General features: G+C 36.7%; 16 protein-coding genes and 1 pseudogene. 8 read left to right on the top strand and 9 right to left on the bottom strand.

Annotation, left to right across the window (positions count from 1 at the left end; all coding sequences use genetic code 11):
• Positions 1–6 precede the first annotated feature (6 nt).
• A complete protein-coding gene (locus tag AA637_RS13950) occupies positions 7–987 on the bottom strand; it encodes an ATP-binding cassette domain-containing protein (protein ID WP_446684607.1) in 981 nt (326 codons plus the stop codon).
• A 634-nt stretch (positions 988–1621) separates the two neighbouring features.
• Complete coding sequence (gene ltrA / locus AA637_RS13945) at positions 1622–2815, bottom strand: group II intron reverse transcriptase/maturase (protein ID WP_446684501.1); 1194 nt, start codon at positions 2813–2815, stop codon at positions 1622–1624.
• A gap of 418 nt (positions 2816–3233) precedes the next feature.
• Between ltrA and AA637_RS13940 the strand changes: the two genes are divergently transcribed.
• Both AA637_RS13940 and AA637_RS13935 read left to right on the top strand, forming a co-directional pair.
• Positions 3234–3668, top strand: a complete 435-nt coding sequence (locus tag AA637_RS13940) for a hypothetical protein (protein ID WP_446683254.1) — start codon at positions 3234–3236, stop codon at positions 3666–3668.
• A 6-nt stretch (positions 3669–3674) separates the two neighbouring features.
• Entirely contained in the window at positions 3675–4676 is a 1002-nt protein-coding gene (locus AA637_RS13935) for a DNA cytosine methyltransferase (RefSeq protein WP_446684606.1), read from the top strand.
• A 107-nt stretch (positions 4677–4783) separates the two neighbouring features.
• Here the strand turns inward: AA637_RS13935 and AA637_RS13930 are convergent, their stop codons facing one another.
• The 6 genes from AA637_RS13930 to AA637_RS13905 form a co-directional block, all read right to left on the bottom strand.
• Positions 4784–5215 carry a DUF29 family protein gene (locus AA637_RS13930; RefSeq protein ID WP_446684605.1) on the bottom strand — a complete coding sequence of 144 codons (432 nt, stop codon included), beginning with the start codon at positions 5213–5215 and terminating at the stop codon, positions 4784–4786.
• Positions 5216–5463: 248 nt separating this feature from the next.
• The gene (locus tag AA637_RS13925; protein WP_446683253.1) at positions 5464–6678 is read right to left on the bottom strand and encodes a pentapeptide repeat-containing protein; all 1215 of its coding nucleotides are present in this window, start codon (positions 6676–6678) and stop codon (positions 5464–5466) included.
• Positions 6679–6875: 197 nt separating this feature from the next.
• Positions 6876–8126, bottom strand: coding sequence for a M16 family metallopeptidase (locus tag AA637_RS13920; RefSeq protein ID WP_446683252.1), 1251 nt, complete (start codon positions 8124–8126; stop codon positions 6876–6878).
• A gap of 212 nt (positions 8127–8338) precedes the next feature.
• Positions 8339–9406, bottom strand: a complete 1068-nt coding sequence (locus tag AA637_RS13915) for an LOG family protein (RefSeq protein ID WP_446683251.1) — start codon at positions 9404–9406, stop codon at positions 8339–8341.
• Between the two features lie 77 nt (positions 9407–9483).
• Positions 9484–9807, bottom strand: coding sequence for a thioredoxin (gene trxA, locus AA637_RS13910; RefSeq protein WP_015222351.1), 324 nt, complete (start codon positions 9805–9807; stop codon positions 9484–9486).
• 330 nt (positions 9808–10137) lie between these two features.
• The gene (locus AA637_RS13905; RefSeq protein WP_446684604.1) at positions 10138–11241 is read right to left on the bottom strand and encodes a metallophosphoesterase; all 1104 of its coding nucleotides are present in this window, start codon (positions 11239–11241) and stop codon (positions 10138–10140) included.
• Between the two features lie 32 nt (positions 11242–11273).
• On the opposite strand from AA637_RS13905, the gene trmB reads away from it, so the two are divergent.
• Positions 11274–11909, top strand: coding sequence for a tRNA (guanosine(46)-N7)-methyltransferase TrmB (trmB, locus tag AA637_RS13900; protein WP_446683250.1), 636 nt, complete (start codon positions 11274–11276; stop codon positions 11907–11909).
• 95 nt (positions 11910–12004) lie between these two features.
• Here trmB and AA637_RS13895 read toward each other — a convergent pair whose 3' ends face one another.
• Positions 12005–12724 (bottom strand): CAP domain-containing protein, encoded by a 720-nt coding sequence (locus tag AA637_RS13895; RefSeq protein WP_446683249.1) that lies wholly within the window; start codon positions 12722–12724, stop codon positions 12005–12007.
• Between the two features lie 140 nt (positions 12725–12864).
• Here AA637_RS13895 and AA637_RS13890 point away from each other — a divergent pair, with 140 nt between their 5' ends.
• The 5 genes and pseudogenes from AA637_RS13890 to dcm all read left to right on the top strand — a co-directional run bounded on the left by AA637_RS13890 (position 12865) and on the right by dcm (position 18315).
• Positions 12865–13347, top strand: a complete 483-nt coding sequence (locus AA637_RS13890; protein ID WP_446683248.1) for a crossover junction endodeoxyribonuclease RuvC — start codon at positions 12865–12867, stop codon at positions 13345–13347.
• 92 nt (positions 13348–13439) lie between these two features.
• Positions 13440–14969 carry a glucose-6-phosphate dehydrogenase gene (gene zwf, locus AA637_RS13885; RefSeq protein ID WP_446683247.1) on the top strand — a complete coding sequence of 510 codons (1530 nt, stop codon included), beginning with the start codon at positions 13440–13442 and terminating at the stop codon, positions 14967–14969.
• A 54-nt stretch (positions 14970–15023) separates the two neighbouring features.
• Positions 15024–16379 (top strand): glucose-6-phosphate dehydrogenase assembly protein OpcA, encoded by a 1356-nt coding sequence (gene opcA, locus AA637_RS13880; RefSeq protein WP_446683246.1) that lies wholly within the window; start codon positions 15024–15026, stop codon positions 16377–16379.
• Positions 16380–16449: 70 nt separating this feature from the next.
• Positions 16450–17288 (top strand): annotated as a pseudogene (locus tag AA637_RS13875) (hypothetical protein).
• Positions 17275–18315 (top strand): DNA (cytosine-5-)-methyltransferase, encoded by a 1041-nt coding sequence (gene dcm, locus AA637_RS13870; RefSeq protein WP_446683245.1) that lies wholly within the window; start codon positions 17275–17277, stop codon positions 18313–18315. Before AA637_RS13875 ends, dcm begins: the two are co-directional and overlap by 14 nt.
• Positions 18316–18338 lie beyond the last annotated feature (23 nt).

Here is an 18338-nt window from a genome sequence, read left to right as displayed (position 1 = left end):
GCCCATTTACTCCCCTTTAATCTCTTCTACTTCGTTTTTCAAATCTTTGGATTCAGTGGTGGTTAACTCTAAGAAAACATCTTCCAAGGAGGGCTTAATTCTCTTCATCTCATAGATGCCTAACCCCTGATGAATAATTAAAGAAGCAATATCTTTGCCACTTTCATCACTGCCATTTAATTCAATTTTAAGCAAGTGACGATTTTCCTTATCTGTGAGGATTTGAGTGTTAACAGACTTGACACCGTCAATATTTTGTAAGGGAGATAAAATTGTTTCGGTGTTGCCCTCTACTTCTATTTCGTAGCCAGAATTACTGCTCAAACGCTCTAATAGTTGATTGGGGGTATCGGTAGCAACTATATTTCCTTTATTGATGATGGTTACGAGGTCACAGGTCATACTCACTTCTGGCAAAATATGAGTAGATAGAATAATAGTCCTTTCCCCTGCTAAACTTTTGATGAGGTTGCGCACTTCGATAATTTGGCGAGGATCTAAACCAACGGTAGGTTCATCAAGTATAATAACGGGAGGCTCATGGACTATGGCTTGGGCAATGCCTACCCTTTGACGATAGCCTTTTGAGAGTTTACGAATGAGAATTTTACTTTTATCTTCTAATTGACAAGATTCCATCGCCCTTTTTACTTTCTCCGTGCGATCGCCCGATGACACTCCTTTAATCTTAGCAACAAATGATAAAAAATCCTCCACACTCATATCAGGATAAAGGGGGGGAGTTTCAGGAAGATAACCAATATTTTCCCGCACCGCCATGGGATTTTCATGGACTTCATACCCCGCAATTTTTGCACTGCCTTGGGTAGCGGGTATATAACCCGTTAAAATGCGCATGGTGGTGGTTTTTCCAGCCCCATTAGGCCCCAAAAAGCCTAAAATAGTGCCTTTTTCCACATTAAAGGATACATTGTTAATGGCTTGGGTTGCCCCGTAGGTTTTGCTGAGATTTTCGACTTCTATCATTTCAATAAAGGTAGAGAATAGGGAATGGGCAAAGAATATATTTGTCGGGTAAGTAGAGGGGATTACTCCCCTTTTCTCCCCTAAGAACCGTACGTGCAAGTTTCCAAGCATACGGCTCAAGCATTCACATCTACTATATATTCTAATGGATATTAGAATAAACTAAGTTGAATGTTGGTTGACAATTCCTCTGTTACGTTCTCCTTAGAGTATTGTCCTTTTGGTGTGTCCGTTTCATGTCTCTGTGTTGCTCTCACAGCGACTTTGTGTTGAGCTTTGTGGCAGTAATAATGCAGTATTTATTACTAGGTTTTTAGTGTTGTCACTTCCTCCTAAAGCTCTTGGGAATGATGTGATGTATTTCCGTTGACTCACCGTTAAACAACGACTGTTGACAGTGTGGACAAGTGAAGTTTTGTTGCTTTGCAATGTTTCTCCATCTTGCGTTGAATTTTTCAGATTCCAGTTTGTCTAGTTTCTTTTTCCTTTTGGAAAAATACTCCCTTAATTCTGGGTTATCTAGTGAGTTGGTTTTCTCAATGAGTTCATGGCGTTTTATTTTAATCCATGTGAACTTAGTTATGTAGTTACCATTGGATTTATTACCAAAGACCTATTTATCATCCCTACTGGGTTAGAATCTCCCCCAGTATTTAAGTATCGTAAACTTCTTAGATTTGGTGGGGTGCATCCTTTTAACATATCGGACACATCTTTTAAATAAATAATTATCAAGATGTGAAAAGATTTTCTTACTTACTGCATTTCGGTAATAGTTTCCCCAACCTCTCACTAACTCGTTGATTTTACCAATTAGTAGGTCTAATGGTTTACTTAGATACTCTTTGAATATCTGTTTGATTTTATATTTTACGTTTTTGATTGACTCTTTGGAAGGTTTTATGAGACATTTGTAACCCGTCTTCGTGTTACTGACTTTGTGTTGTCTGATGTTATAACCTAAAAAATCAAATCCTTCTGTTATGTGAACAATCTTTGTCTTTGCTTCTGACAAGTTTAATCCTCTCTTACTTAAAAAGGGTTCTAAATCCTTAATAGCTTGTTTGGCATCCAACCTGTTTTCGCAGAAGATTACAAAGTCATCGGCATATCGGACTAAAGCCCTCTTGCCTGTTATCTCACCTCGGCAAGTGTATTTGACACCGAGTGCTTCTTCCATACCATGTAGTGCTATATTTGCCAAAAGGGGACTAATAACACCCCCTTGTGGTGTACCTGATTGAGACATTTCGAGCGTGTTATTATTCATAACTCCGCATTTGAGCCATTGTTCGATATATTTCCTGTAAGGGAAATTACCTAATATCTCTAGTAGTGCTTCATGTGTGATATTGTCGAAACACTTCTCTATGTCCGCATCAACAATCCATTTTTTTGTCTTGTTGGGTCTTGCTAAAGAATAAATCTTGGCAATAGCATCATGGGTACTCCTACATGGTCTAAAACCGTAACTGATTCCCTCGAAGTGAGCTTCCCAATAGGGTTCTAAAGAGTTTCTCACCATGTTTTGAATGCAGCGGTCATATACTGTGGGTATCCCTAGTGGTCTGACCTTCCCATTCTTCTTGGGTATAAACTTACGAAGTATGGCTTTGGGGGTGTAACCTTTTCTCAAGTTTTCTTGAATTATTTTGATTAATTCCTCCCTATTTTTTGGAGTCGTGATTAGAATTCTATCTACCCCTGCCGTATTCTTGCCATTATTAATCTGAGTAACCTTTCTAACTGATACCAGTATATTTGAGAGGCTACGAGTTAATAACTTTTGAAGGTTTCCAATTTTTCTTTTTAAGGACTTGGCTTTAATAAGTTGCTCCTTAGTAGGTGATGGCAGTTTTCTCTGTCCACGATTCCGTTTTACTGATAAGGTTGCCCTTTATCTATCTTTTCCATAATAATTCAAAACTGTCTCCGATTGTAAATAGAGCGGTAAACACCTGTTAGAAGTCAGCACTCTTTATGGTCATCTATGATTCATATTCATAAAATGTATCACTTTTATACACTAATACAAAAATAGTGTATCAAACCCTCGTTCTTCTCCTAACCTAACCTTAACGAAGAAGTATAGATTAACGGAGCTTCAAACGCATTATTCAACTTCATGTCCATCTTTACCTAGCCAAAATTTTGATTGTTAGATTTTTCTCCATCTTGACATTTAACCCTCTAGCTGTGATACCTCCTAATTACTCAGGACGCACCTTCGGGCGGTAACGAGGGGGATGACTCCCCTGCTTGATTTTCTCAAGACTCAAAGAATGCAACTTATCAGGTCGCACTCTGCAGATTTTATTATTGCTATTAAAAATGATTTCATTATGGATTTATATTTTTTAAGAAAAGAAAAGTTTATTAATTTATTAAAAGAAGTAGTGTCAAAGCCAGATTTATTTTTAACTGTCGTTAATAGATGGGAAGGTAATTCAATTAGGGTAAATCGAGGTAAAATATTAGAAATATCCGACTATGTTCGACTAGACTTTAGTTTTTTACGTCAGTCAATATTAAAAGATTTGGATGAGTTTGAAGTGAAAATATCTCAACTTTTAGTATCTTACATTAATGAACAAAATAAAGAAATATATAAACAAAAAATATTTCAGGAACTTGATACTATCATTAATCTTCTTGACAAAAATATGGAGAATTTAATTTAAACGAATATTGTATCATTATTTTGTGGTTGTGGTGGATTGGATTTAGGTTTTGAAAAGGCAGGTCATGATATAGTTTGGGCAAATGATTGTGATAAAAATGCGATAGAAACTTATAAACAGAATTTAAAAAAGAAAAAAACTAAATTAGTATTGGCAAATATTGAAGATATATCATCTTCTACAATTCCTAATTCTGACCTTATTTTAGGAGGATTTCCCTGTCAAGGTTTTTCTATTGCTAATCCATATAGAAATGAAGAAGATAAAAGAAACAAATTATATTTAGAACTATTACGAGTTATTAGGGATAAAAAACCAAAATTTTTTTTAGCAGAAAATGTTATGGGTATAACTAATTTAGGGGGTTATGAAACACCTGAAGACAAAAAAAATAAAACAGGCAGAGTATTTAAAATGATCTTAAATGACTTTGATATGGCTGGATATAAGATCAATTGGAAAATTATTAATGCGGTTGACTATGGAGTACCTCAAGTTAGGAAAAGAGTTATTATTATTGGTATTAGAAAAGATATTAATTTTGTTTACAAATTTCCACAAATTATTTACAAAAAAACTGAATACAAAACCATTAAGGATGCAATTTTCGATTTGCCAAGAGATTATTGTGATAAAATTCCAAATCATCAAGGTTCAAAACATAAGGTCAAAATCAATAATTATTTAGGAAATAGAAAATTAGATTGGAATAAACCATCGCCTACAATAGTAGGCAGAGGTGGAGGAACTGGAGGAGCTGTTATACACCCACATCCCGATTTACATAGAAGATTAACAGTTAGGGAATGTGCAAGAATACAAACGTTTGATGATAATTTTATTTTTTATGGGTCTAATGGTTCAGGATATATTCAAATAGGGAATGCAGTTCCACCAACGTTAGCCTATTATCTAGCATTGCCTTTTTTAGAGTATTTTGACAATAAAGAAAATATATTGAAACAATCAAAGCAGGTTTTAAACCCTAATATATTAACATCACATTAGTTTAGTATATGCACTGTTTAAAGATGGCACTTTTATCATTGTACACAATAGGGGCGATCAAGAAGTGATAGTGTGCGATCGCACCTTATTTATAGGAGTGAAAATCTTTAGTTTAAATCTTCTGTAATCAAATTGAAAGCATCGGCTATGAGGCGATCATAATCAATCATCTTAGCTAATTTCGCACTAGAATAACGCCCTTCAAATGCCTCGAGAGAAGCCCCATCTAATGCAGAATCATAAGCCTCTAAGAGAGTATTTTTTAATTCAGAACTAGTCAAATAATAGCCATTTGCCTTGCGTCGTTTATTGGTGCGATTTATCTGACGAACCGCATTACGAATCGAAATATTCCACGAGCGAGTTGTCCGCTTTTCTGCTTGTTGTTTAATTAAATGCAGTAGAAGAATAACTCCATAGCTATAAATTTTGTTAATCTTGTCATCCTTACTCATCTCTGTCATTTCCTCCACCAACACCAAAGCATCAGAGATATTTCCTTGGGTTAACAACGTCTTGAGTTCTAGTAATTCTTCCATTGCTTTTTCTCCCATCAGTTGGCTATATTATTCCGATTCTAACCTGTTCAATAACGCCGAAGCAAAACTTAATCTGAATAATCTGTGGTCACGAAATGACAGGTTATGCCTGATAGCATTTCTACATCATTGTACATAATAAGGGCGATCGAACATTTATAAGGATACTTGTAAGATAAAAAAGATGAAATGTAAAGAATGTGGTTGTGAGCGTATCAATGAAAAGGAAAACAAAATCATATTTGTGTTCATTTGTCAGCTAACAGTCTCTCGTTGATCACAACCCCTTCAAGAGCCTTACTAGCATTTTCTCCAAGACTATTTTTGAGTAACTCATACAAACCTAAATCCATCGTCGCCCCTTCAAACTGACAGTTTCCCACAAATTTAGGCATAATTTCTTCATCGGGCAATTGTTGAAGTCCAAACTCATCCGCCAAAAGCCTGTCTCGGTTAGTGGGAGTGATAATCGCTCCCGAAAGATTCGCTCCTCGAAAGTCCACATCAATAAAAGTGCTGCGTATCAAAAAAACTTGTACTAAACTTGTATTACGCATGGAAAACTTATTTATAATAGCTCCCCAAAAATCGAATCCATCAAGCATCAGTCCATCCAGAATAGAACCTTCCAACTTCTGAACAATTTTCTTATCTCCCAAATCCACAACCTGAACAATACTTGAACTAAGAGGATCTGCACAACGACAACAAACAGGATTACCTTTTTGATCAGTGTTGATGGAATTAGACTGGGAAATCAATAAAATGGGAGATGTAAGATTATTTTCCAATAGTTGTACAAACACCGTATGTAAATCATTACTACTTCCCATGCGAATCCCGTTTATGGTGGAAAAAAGAAGCCCTCGAATAGCATTTATTTTACCTTTACGGGGATCCATTACCCCATCAGCCGTAATAATCGTTTCAATTAACTTAACACTAAAACTTTGGGTATTTGCCGCCGCTGCCGCCGCACTTTGATTTATCGATTGTCTTGTCTGTTCCTGAGTGAGAATATATAAACTATAGGTAAGGAAGCTCTGAATAATCAATCCCGCCCCCTGTAACACTGTGTTGATGGCCTCGAACCATGAACCAGCCTCATTTTCGTCACGAACAGTAGCCGCAGCCAAAGCATGAAAAAAACCCGTTCCAGCTAATGTAGTAAAAACTAGGGTGATGATCAATGAAATCTTTAAAGATCTAGGGGAAGATAAGGTATTGACAATCTTTTGGGTAGTTTTTGGAAAGGCAGTTCGTGTGAAAAGCAACGAACCAATGGCACTAGATAGGGTAAGGAGTGGATTCGATGGGAAAAACCCTCTGATAAAGTCGAACTGTCCTGGCGCTATTTGTACAGGTCTTTCTATGGAAAGATTAATGGCTACAAAAGGGATGAGCAATGTAAGTAGGGCAAGTATCAAAGAGCTTCGTCTTTTGCTAAAGTCTTTGTAGTTCATTTTTGTGTAACCTTAACCTTATACTGGTTTTTTTTGGGTATTTTATCATTATTTTGAAGAGTAAAGATCTAAATCTCATTACCACATTATTAGAAATATGATTATGACAGCAATAATTTATTAACTGAAAAACACTATTGTTTGGAAGAAAAGCTGTGTCAACATTTTACATACATTTTTTCTCTTCCCATGATCAATTAATCTGGTCCTACCATAGAAGTACAAAGAAATTCATCCCGTAAATACTTATTGGCGACTTCCCGAATTTGTGCCACTGTAATGTCATTAATATTGTCTTGGAAAGTGCGATCGTAGTCAATACCCACCCCAAGGGTTTCATACCAACCAAAAATTTGGGCAAACTCCGAATTAGTCTGTTTCCCAAGGGCATATTGCCCCAATAACTTATTCTTTGCAGTTTGTAACTCCTCAGCGCTTAGGGTTACTTCTCTTAAACGTTTTATCTCTGCTTGTAAACCCTCCGCCCCAATTTCTGCATTAGCAGGGGCTGTACCCATATAGACAACAAACTGCGATTTGTCTAAACGAGTAGGATAAAAAGCCGAAACATCATAAGCCAATCCTCTTTTTTCCCTCAACTCCACAAATAGACGACTAGATAAACCATTGCCCAAATAGGTGCTAATCAACTTTAAAACAGGGTAATCTTTACTATCCATACTAGGGGTAATGTAACCCATCATGATAATAGACTGTTGAGTTTGTTGCTCAATTTTTTTATAAGCAGATTTAGCTTCCACGGGAATAGATACCAAAGACTCCATGGCATTATCAGGATTTTCCCAATCACCAAATATCTTGTTTACCATTAAAGTAGCCTGTTCAAGATCAATTTTTCCAGCTAGACTAATAACAACGTTATCAGGACGAAAGTGTTTTTGATGACACTGTTTCAAATCTTCCACCGTTAAACTACTGACACTTTTTTCTGTACCAAGGATCGAAAAGCCGTAGGGATGTTGTCCATACATCATTTCTCTTAACTGGCTAAAAGCGAGGTTAAAAGGTTGTTCTTTTTGAGAGAGAATATTTTGTAGGGTGATACTCTTTTCTAATTCTAACTCTTGCTCTGGGAAAGAAGGATAACGTAACATCTCCGCCGCAATGTCCAAAATGGGCTCAAAATCATCGGTAACAGTTTTGATGCTGGTTAAAAAATAATCGCTAGAAGTATCTGTGCCAAGGGCTGCACCTATGGTTTCTACTTTTTCGGCAATTTCTAGGGATGATAAATTTCTGGTGCCTTTTGCCATGACACTGGCTAGGAGATGAAAAATCCCTGCGGTTTGAGGAGATTCCCAACGGCTTCCTGCGTTACGGCAAAATATTCTCCCTGCAATGATTTCGGTGGTAGGGTTTTCAATTACTACTAGGGTAATACCGTTGGAGAGTTTGGTTTGTTGAATGTGTTTCTGGTTAGATTTCACCGTTAATTTTTGATGGGGTTAATAAATAGAGGTTGATTAAAAAGTGAAGTTGCGAAGGCTAGGAATGGAGAATAGGTGATGATAGTTTAATTATTAAATTCTTATTGTAATTCCATTATATTTTGTCTTATTATTAAGCAACACGGAATAATGTATTTTAGCTAAAAATAAATTTAATTATCAATTATCGATTATCAATTATCGATTATCAATTATCTAATATATGGTTGATGACAGGCAACGGCATCTAATTCAAAACCATTAATTACGTTAATCATTTGATAAATACGACTAAATTTTCTTTCATTGAAATAAAAGCCAATGCTTGGTAAGTCGTCAACAGTACCACTACTTTGGGAATCAGTAGATTCTATTTTAGTAATGTTTCCTTGGGTTAAAATATCACTAAATTTATCATTTAAAATTTCGATTTGCTCATCTTTTAATTCAGTATTTAACCTCATCACAAAAAAGTCTTTGCGATACAAACTAGAGTGATAAATTCGATAAAATTGACTGATAACTTCGTAGGCGGTTTCAACGTTATCGGTAATGGTATATATTTCTTTGTCTTCGGGATTAATATATCCTTCTAGTAGCAGATTTTCGACGATATATTTTTGCCAATTTTGCCAATAGTTTCCTCCTGGTTTATCGATCAAAATTAGGGGAATAGGAGGTTGTCTGCCCGTCTGACAAAGGGTTAGGGTTTCAAATGCTTCATCTTGAGTGCCAAAACCCCCAGGGAAAAGTGCGATCGCATCTGTTTCTTTTAAAAAGAATAACTTACGAGTAAAAAAGTATTTAAAATTAATTAATTTATGATCATTTTCTATATAATCATTGGCACTTTGTTCAAAGGGTAACTTAACATTTAAACCAAAAGAATTATCCGTTCCAGCACCTTTGTTACCTGCTTCCATAATGCCACCACCAGCCCCTGTAAGCACCATAAAACCTTCCTCAGAGACTTTTTTGGCAAAATCTAAAGCAAGGTTATATTCAGGAGTATTGGGGGAAGTTCGAGCAGAACCAAAAATAGTAATTTTTCTGGTATCTCTATAGTTAGAAAAAAGACGAAAACCTTTTTCCAAATCCTTTAAAGTAGCACTTAAAATTTTCCATTCCAAACGATCAATTTTTTCTCTTTTTACCAGTTTAGCTAAAGATTTTAAAGATTTTTTTAGCCATTTATTATGGTCATAGGGAGGTAATTCTTTGAGTAACTTTTCAATGTGTCGAGAACGATAAAATAAATCTAAATCTGACTTATTAGACAAAATATAAACCTCTTGAAAACAAAAAAATATCCCACTATTATAATACAGTGGGACGAGCATTAGGTGAACATAACAAGTTAGATATGTTGCTCGAGAGTCTTTGCCAAACTGGTTTTAGGTACAGCACCAACTAACATATCTTGTTTTTGACCACCTTTAAAAACCATTAAAGTAGGAATACTACGAATACCATATTGACTAGCAATTTGTGGATTTTCATCAGTATTTAATTTAACTACTTTAACTTTACCTTCGTATTGTTGAGCAATTTCTTCTACCACGGGGGCAACCATACGACATGGGCCACACCATGGAGCCCAAAAATCTACTAAAACAGGTAGTTCGCTATCTAAAACTTCTGCTTTAAAATCTGCTTCTTTTACTTCTGTCACTTCTGACATCTTATTTTATTCCTTACTTAAACAATGTGCTTTTTGATTACTATCAGATTTTACCATAACAAATAATTAGTCTTTAACCCTTAATTATTTCTATAATTTTACAATTCTTCTAGCTTTTACCTTATCAATCTGTACAACTATCTTTAAGGATAAGTTACAATAAAGTTGGGTGAAAAGCAATTTTCGCTCACTCCTCACACCATAACCCGCTCTTACAGCGTAGGGGCGGATTCTTTTTGACTTTATTTAACTCACTTAATTCCCATAACCTCTCTGCCTAAAGGCATCTCCCCCTTAAAAAAAGAAGAAAAGGAGACTTTGATTTAATTGTCAATTCTCAATTTGAATGGTGATATTGTTATCAATAAACTGGGGTTTGCCGTCTATCATATCTACCCCGAAGCGTTGAAAGTGTTGATTGATTTTCGGGGGTAATTGAGGATAGTTTAACTCACTGTCTCCTTTGGCGATGTCTGCCCAAAAATATCTCATGTGGGGGGCATATTCACTGGCTTGTTTTTCTTCGAGGTTAAGGGGTGGGGAGGTTAATAGTTTCATTATAAAGGGGAAAGAGCGATCGCCCATCCACTCCCGACAAAATTGGTCATATTTTTCTTTTTCTGGTAAATCGGTTACTTGATAACTATTAATTTTAACGGTATTTATTCCCCCATGATGGCGGTTTAATTCGATGATGCGGTACGGACTCGGATAAGTGATTAGAGAACCCGTGGTGACTTCGTAAATGCCCTTATATTGACTAATATCTTGGATGTGTAGATGTCCTGTAAAAATCAACTTGACATTATACCTATCTAAAATTTCTAACAACTCCAAAGGATTATCTAACATATATCTACGCCCGAGGGGATGTCTCCATTGCTGGGGTAAATGTTCGATGACGTTATGATGTACCATCAATAAGACTAATTTGTCCTTTAACTTCCCAAGGGTTTCCTCTAACCACTTCAATTGAGAAGGTTTTAACAACCCCTGTTGTTGTCCATTTTCATCAAAATGATTAGAATTGAGGGCGACTAACTGAAGATTTGGGGCAATTTCACAAGTGTAATCAAGGGTTTCGGTATAATTTTGATAACCACAATCTTGATAAAAGTAGGGAAATTTATCAGAGGGAATTTGTTTCTCATTACCCTTTAAGCTGGGAATGTCATGATTACCAGGAATTACATAAACAGGATAGGGCAAAGAAGCGAGTTTATCCTGTAACCAGCGGTGATTTTCTGGTTCACCATCTTGGGTTAAATCCCCCGGTAAAAGCAAAAAATCGAGATTAAGATTGTTTAAATGCGCTAAGACAGTGTCAAAGGCTGGTATGCTAAATTGGGTCAAATGAAAACGATTCGGTTTGTCTTCGATGGTTTCTGGTAGGGCTATATGTAAATCAGAGGCAACGGCAAAACGAATATTCATGGCATGAGAAATCATAGGAGGATTATATCACGGTGGCTAGAGTAAGAGTTCGTCAACACGTTAACCCATTAAGTAGTAAGTATCAACAATCTCTTTCTTTGCCCGATTGGAGTCAAATATATTCTAATCTATCTCTTCCCCTTCATCTTGACATTGGTTGTGCTAGGGGGCGTTTTTTGTTGGAAATGGCACCACAAAATCCTGATATAAATTTTTTAGGCTTTGAAATTCGAGAGCCTTTGGTCATAGAAGCGAATCAATTACGAGATGAAGAAAATTTAACTAATTTACATTATCTCTTTGGCAATATTAATACTTCTTTGGAAGATATTTTAAACTCTTTACCCGCTGATAAAATTGAGTTGGTAATGGTACAATTTCCAGATCCTTGGTTCAAGAAAAAACACCATAAAAGAAGGGTTATTCAACCTGAAACGGTGGCTACTTTAGCAAAGTTTTTAAAATCTGGTAGTCAAATTTTCTTACAATCTGATATAAAAGAAGTAGCCGAGGAAATGTGCGATCGCTTCTTAGCCCATCCTAGTTTTAATCCACTACAACCAGAAATATGGCTTTCAGAAAACCCCATCGGTGTGATGACAGAAAGGGAAATTGCCACCCTCCATAAAGGAGAACCTGTATATCGTACTATGTTAGTAAGAAAATAATAACTACTAATATATTATTTAATTCCTTCAAAATCTAAAAAAGAGTCATACATATTTTGTAAAAAACCTATATTTCTAAACTTTCCTGAAAAATCTTACCAATCATAGGCACTATTTTTCGATCTATCAAAACTAAATACTTGTATCCCATTCCAAAAAGTCGGATGAAAATTACGAGGAGTTGGTAAATCTAAAATTAATTCAGAGCTAGAATTTAACGCTAAAAAATAATAATTTGCTTGTTTGGCAGATATAAAATTAGTATCATCAACTATGATTAAAGCCTGATCAGATAGAAAAGGAATAGCGAATAAAAGTCCCATTAATTGCGATCGATAATCATGAGCTCCATCAAAAAAATATACTCCAATTTTATTATCAATAGGACTATTTATCCACCCCTCAACAGCGCTTTTAAAAGGATCGGAAAAACCGTAATTATAGGCAACATTTTCAGCAACTTGACGGAAAGAAATAACTTGACTAATAGCTTCATATCGCCCTTCAACTCCATCATGGCTAAACTCTACTTTTCCTATGGCCATGTCTTGAGAGTGGACTCTGGCAATGTCATTAATACGAGATTCTAATTGTAAGGGTGGTAAACCTTGTTGACTACGATATTCGTTAATTTTGTCATGGGTTTTTTGCTCCCATACGGCATCGGATGAAATTCCGTTATTATCTTTATTTTGGGCAACAGTTAATGATTCGTCCTCTTGAGGGCTTATGGAGTCAGTAGCTAATGGTTGTGGTGAGGTGCATCCTACCGTCATGGCACTAATGATTAAGACTAACCACGAAGTTTTTTTCATAGTAATCAAGGCCCCATTCAAGTTAATAAGGTTAATTATATCGTTAAGGTTTCTGGTATCTAAACAGGTAGAATAAATAGACCTTTCTATTTTTTTTCGCTTCTTTTAAGTTGTTTTTTTTCATCATTTTATAATTAATCATGATTTGGCTAGGAATTGATCCAGGATTGGCGATTATCGGTTGGGCGATATTGGAGGGGGATGATATGGTTACTCCCTCTTTAGTTGATTATGGCATTATCGAAACTAACAAAAAACAACCCACTGGGGAAAGGTTGCAAGAAATTGAAAGTGATTTTAATGATTTATTTCACGAGTTTAAGCCGAATAGTGTTGCCATTGAAATGCCTTTTTTTAGCCGCCAAATCAAGGCAGCAGGGGGAGTATTACAGGCGTTGGGGGTAATTCATCTTGTGTGTTATCGGGAGGGAAATATAATCCCCACTTTTTTACATCAATCGAGCTGGAAAGCTCATTTAGTCCATGGTAGAGCTACAAAGGAAGAAGTAGCGGAGGCTTTACAAAGTATTTTTGAGTTGGATTCTTTGCCCATTGATGATAGTGTAGATGCGATCGCCATTGGTTATGCTGCCTATTGTGGACTAGAAAATCAAATAAAATAACAACGTAACAAAACTTTACATAGCCAAACAAATTGACCCACATTCAAAGAGAGAAACTAGAATGTAGGTGGTTGTTCAAGGACAAAAGTACAATGGTTACATTACAAGAAAACCCTTTAAGAGCGGGTTTAAAACAAGCTAAAACTCCAGAGCCTCTTATTCTGACGATTTTTGGGGCTTCAGGAGATTTGACCCAAAGAAAGTTAGTACCGGCTCTGTATCAGTTAAAAAAAGAGGGTAGGTTGCCTGGAGAAATGACCATTGTGGGGGTTGCTAGACGGGAATGGAGTCATGATTATTTCCGTGAGCAAATGAAACAAGGTATCGAAGAATTTTCCGATGGCATCGCCAATGAAGAGTTATGGAACGATTTTGCGGAGGGTTTGTACTATTGTCCTGGCAATATGGACGAACCTGAAAGCTATTCCAAGTTAAAAGATTTTCTCGAAGAATTAGACACAAAAAGAGGAACTAGGGGAAACCGAGTTTTTTATCTCGCCGTATCACCCCAATTTTTTCCCCCAGCTATCAAACAGCTAGGCGCCGCAGGGATGTTAGATGATCCCATCAAGCATCGTTTGGTCATTGAAAAGCCCTTTGGCAAAGACTTGAGCAGTGCGCAAATACTAAACCGCATTGTGCAAAAAGTTTGTCGAGAGGAGCAAGTATATCGTATCGATCATTATCTTGGGAAAGAAACAGTACAAAATTTGATGGTATTTAGGTTTGCTAATGCCATTTTTGAGCCATTATGGAATCGTAATTTTGTCGATAATATCCAGATTACCGTAGCGGAAACCGTTGGGGTAGAAGAAAGGGCAGGTTATTATGAATCTGCAGGGGCGTTGCGAGATATGGTACAAAACCACCTCTTACAGTTATTTTGCCTTACCGCCATGGAAGCCCCCAATGGTATTAATGCCGATAGCATTAGGGGAGAAAAGGTCAAGGTTTTACAATCCACTCGATTAGCTGATGTTAAAAATTTAGAAAAAAGTGCCATTAGGGGACAATACACCCCAGGATGGATGAAGGGCAAACCTGTGCCGGGTTATCGGGAAGAAAATGGAGTTAGTCCCGAATCTACTACTCCTACTTTTGTGGCACTGAAGCTAATGATCGATAATTGGCGTTGGCAGGGGGTGCCTTTTTATTTACGGACTGGAAAACGATTACCCAAAAAGGTTTCAGAAATTGCTATTCAATTTAAAAATGTACCTTTAACAATTTTTCCTTCGGCAGCCCACCAAACTAACCCCAATATTTTGGCCATGAGGATTCAACCTAATGAGGGGATTTCTCTCAGGTTTGAGGCGAAAGTACCGGGGGCAGAGTTGCGCACTCGTACGGTGGATATGGACTTTAGTTATGGTTCCTCTTTTGGGGTAGCCACCACGGATGCTTATCATCGTCTGTTGTTGGATTGTATGTTGGGAGATCAAACTTTGTTTACAAGGGCTGATGAGGTGGAGGAGGCTTGGCGTATTGTTACCCCGGCCCTGACGGCTTGGGATGCGCCTTCTGCTCCTGATTCTGTACCTCTCTATGAAGCTGGTACATGGCAACCCCCCGAAGCGGAGTTTTTACTTAACCGTGATGGTAGAAGATGGCGCCGTTTGTAGAGAAATCTTTTTTCTTTTTTTTTGATGACCAATTATTATTAGCAATTATTGATTATGACTACTCCTTTAGTTTCTTTACAAGCTCCGAAAGATGTTGATCTCGATTATATTGACAGTGAGCTGAGGCAAATTTGGCAAACCTATACGGGGAATAGTGAGGGGTTGGCGGCCACGAGGGCTTCTACGTTCAGTTTTTTGGTTTATGAGCCTGAGCAAACTCAGCCCCTTTTGGCGGCTTTGGGCTTTTATACTGGGCCTGTGGATGGCATTGCTGGCCCTCGCACGACTTCGGCTATTAGGGGGGCGCAAAAAGAATATGGTTTTGAGGTGACGGGGGTTTCTAACTCTGATTTGTTGGCACGGTTACAGCAGGAATACGAGACTATTGAGGCGGAGGGTAAGGTTAATTTACGGGATCAATCTATTCTCAAGCAGTATTCTCCCGATGGGGAGGGTGCTGGGATGGCTGATGCGATCGCCTCTGTAAATCCCTGTCGAATTATTACTTTATGCCCCACCACTGGGGAAGATAGGGGGGTTAAGGCTCAAGTATCCGCTTATTGTCCTGTTAATAAACGCTCTTCTACGAGTTTGATTTGTTGTGAATATATAAGTGTGACGGGGGTTTCTTCTGCCCTCGAGCGCATCGGCGGGGTGATTTCGGAGTTGATGATTCCTGATTTGCCTAAATACGTTTGGTGGAAGGCAGGAATTGATACTGATTATAGTTTATTTCAACGGTTACGCTCAGAGTGCGATCGGCTTATAATCGACTCTAGCACCTTTGTAGAACCAACAGCAGAATTAGAACGTATCGCTCAATTTATTAGCCAAGACACTCCTATCATCGACCTAAATTGGGCTAGGATTGCCCCGTGGCAAGAGTTGACCGCCGAAGCCTTCGACCCCCCAGAGCGTCGTAGCGCCATTTGGGAAGTAGATGAAGTGACGGTGGACTACGAAAAAGGGAATAAAACCCAAGCACTGATGTATCTCGGATGGTTAGCCAGTCGTCTCAATTGGCAACCCGTCGCCTATAGCAACGAAACAGGGGACTATGACATCACCAAAATTAAGTTTCTCAGTTCAGAAGGCAAGGAAATTAATACCGAATTAGCAGGAATATCTCTAGCAGATTGGGGTGATATTTTAGGGGATTTAATCAGTTTAAAATTAAGTTCTACCAATCTACAAGCCGATTGCTGTACGGTGTTATGCTCCAATACCACTGGCTGTATGCGCATGGAAGCAGGGGGGGGAGCTCAAGCCTGTCGTATTCAACAGGTAACATCTTTGGCAGATCAAGATACCGAACACCTTTTAAGTCAACAGTTACAAGGAGGGGGCAAGGATACTCTTTATCAAGAAAGTATGGATGTCACCGCTCAAATTTTGGCTTTGAGAAATTAAGATTAAGTCGGGACGTTTAACAAAACGTCCTTTCTGTTGATTTTCATAAGTATAAAAAATATTGATTTTGATGGATAAAGCTCAATTAGGTTCATTAACAGCGAAAGACGGTTTTCTAAATGAAGAAAATATTTGTGATAAATTTAATTCATGGTCTACCGACGAAGATGCCAAACAGTGGCTATCTATAATGGGCTATAATCCACATGAAATAAGCCACATAAATGCTGTAAGAATTCCCGTTCAAGTTTCCCAGCAAAAAATAAAAGAGCTAGGGTTATTATGTGAAAAATATGAGGATAGTACTAAACACAAAAAAGCTGATATACAGGTTCAGTTAAAAAGACAAATAGATGACAGTTTGTATATAGAAAATATTTCCCTTAAAAAATCTAATAAATCAGCGGGGTTTAATCAAATTGATAAACGTCCAGTTTCTACTTATAAAAGAATGTGGAACTTTGATAATGAAATAGAAATGTGGCTAAAATTGTTTACGGGAGAAAATTTGCCAAAAAACTTTGTTAACTCTAATCAATTGACATCTATAAAAGATCAACGAAGATTATTTTTTACAGAAATGCCAGATAGTATAGTGAACAAAATTGTTAATTTTTTGAGCAACATAAGTTTGTAGTAATCAGTGACATAATAAAAGGTAGAGGCGGATTTAGTGCTAAATGGTTACTTGTAACGAGAAAAGACACGGAAAATCAGAATCAACTTGATTGGCTTTTACAAGACATTAATAAGGCTTGTATTTTTTTTGCTCAAGGAGAAGTAAAAATATCTCCAAAAGGTAGTTTATATATAGGACAAATAACCATGCAAAGAAAAGGTGGAACACCTGACCCCACTAGCTTACAATTCAAAATTAATCCTTTACAATTATTCAATGATTTCCATTAAAGAATTAAGATTTATCGATTTATTTGCAGGAATCGGTGGTTTTCATCAAGCCCTAAAAAATTATCAAACCCATTGTGTTTTTGCTTCAGAATGGGATAAATATTCTCAGGAAATATATTTAAAGAATTATGGTATTTTACCCCAAGGAGATATTACTAAAATACCTGAATCTGCCATACCTAGCCATGATTTGTTGTGTGCAGGTTTTCCTTGTCAGGCTTTCAGTATTTCTGGGAAGCAGTTAGGTTTTAATGATACGAGGGGAACTTTATTTTTTGATGTGGCTAGAATAATAAAATTTCATCAACCGAAATTTATCATCTTGGAAAATGTTAAAAATTTTGCCCGACATGATGATGGTAATACTTTACAAATAGTAGTTAATACTTTAGATGAAATAGGTTATAAAGTTTACTCTCAAGTGTTAAACTCTTCTTATTTTGGAGTACCTCAAAAAAGAGAAAGAATTTATATCGTTGCTTTTAGAAAAGATTTACAAATCAATAATTTTTACTTTCCAAATGGTCTTAATACACCAGTTAAATTGATTGATTATTGTTTAGATGACAGTGAAATAAAAGAATTTGTAATTAATAGAAAAGATATAACATTTAAAGAAAATATTGATATACTTCCAGATATTATGGGTAATTATCCTCAAAAACCGATCAGAATAGGTACGGTAAATAAAGGAGGACAAGGAGAAAGAATTTATCACCAAAATGGTCATGCTATTACCTTATCTGCTTATGGGGGAGGAGTAGGAGCAAAAACAGGTTTATATTTAATTAACAATAAAGTGAGGAAATTAGCACCGAGAGAGTGTGCCAGAATCATGGGTTTTCCTGATAGTTTTATTGTCCATAAAAGGAAAAATATTGCTTATAAACAGTTTGGAAATAGTGTAGTGGTGAATGTAATTAAGGCAATTGTTGAGGAGATTTTTAGGGTTTATAATGCTTCTTTTGTTGAGTCTGTTTATCCAGAAAAAATAACAAACAATAAAGATTTCGCATCCATTCTTTAACAAGTTAATAAACTAAAACCTTT

The organism is Cyanobacterium sp. HL-69 (genome assembly GCA_002813895.1).
GTDB lineage: Bacteria > Cyanobacteriota > Cyanobacteriia > Cyanobacteriales > Cyanobacteriaceae > Cyanobacterium.
The sequence above is the reverse complement of the archived record's forward strand: the minus strand, read 5'-3'. Positions and strand labels throughout refer to the sequence as shown.

Excerpts from the sequence above, each read along its gene's own strand:
- AA637_RS13950 (WP_446684607.1), bottom strand. The coding sequence starts at position 987 with ATGATAGAAGTCGAAAATCTCAGCAAAACCTACGGGGCAACCCAAGCC.
- AA637_RS13940 (WP_446683254.1), top strand. The coding sequence starts at position 3,234 with ATGACTCCCCTGCTTGATTTTCTCAAGACTCAAAGAATGCAACTTATC.
- AA637_RS13930 (WP_446684605.1), bottom strand. The coding sequence starts at position 5,215 with ATGGAAGAATTACTAGAACTCAAGACGTTGTTAACCCAAGGAAATATC.
- AA637_RS13925 (WP_446683253.1), bottom strand. The coding sequence starts at position 6,678 with ATGAACTACAAAGACTTTAGCAAAAGACGAAGCTCTTTGATACTTGCC.
- trxA (WP_015222351.1), bottom strand. The coding sequence starts at position 9,807 with ATGTCAGAAGTGACAGAAGTAAAAGAAGCAGATTTTAAAGCAGAAGTT.
- AA637_RS13905 (WP_446684604.1), bottom strand. The coding sequence starts at position 11,241 with ATGAATATTCGTTTTGCCGTTGCCTCTGATTTACATATAGCCCTACCA.
- AA637_RS13895 (WP_446683249.1), bottom strand. The coding sequence starts at position 12,724 with ATGAAAAAAACTTCGTGGTTAGTCTTAATCATTAGTGCCATGACGGTA.
- AA637_RS13890 (WP_446683248.1), top strand. The coding sequence starts at position 12,865 with ATGATTTGGCTAGGAATTGATCCAGGATTGGCGATTATCGGTTGGGCG.
- zwf (WP_446683247.1), top strand. The coding sequence starts at position 13,440 with ATGGTTACATTACAAGAAAACCCTTTAAGAGCGGGTTTAAAACAAGCT.
- opcA (WP_446683246.1), top strand. The coding sequence starts at position 15,024 with ATGACTACTCCTTTAGTTTCTTTACAAGCTCCGAAAGATGTTGATCTC.
- dcm (WP_446683245.1), top strand. The coding sequence starts at position 17,275 with ATGATTTCCATTAAAGAATTAAGATTTATCGATTTATTTGCAGGAATC.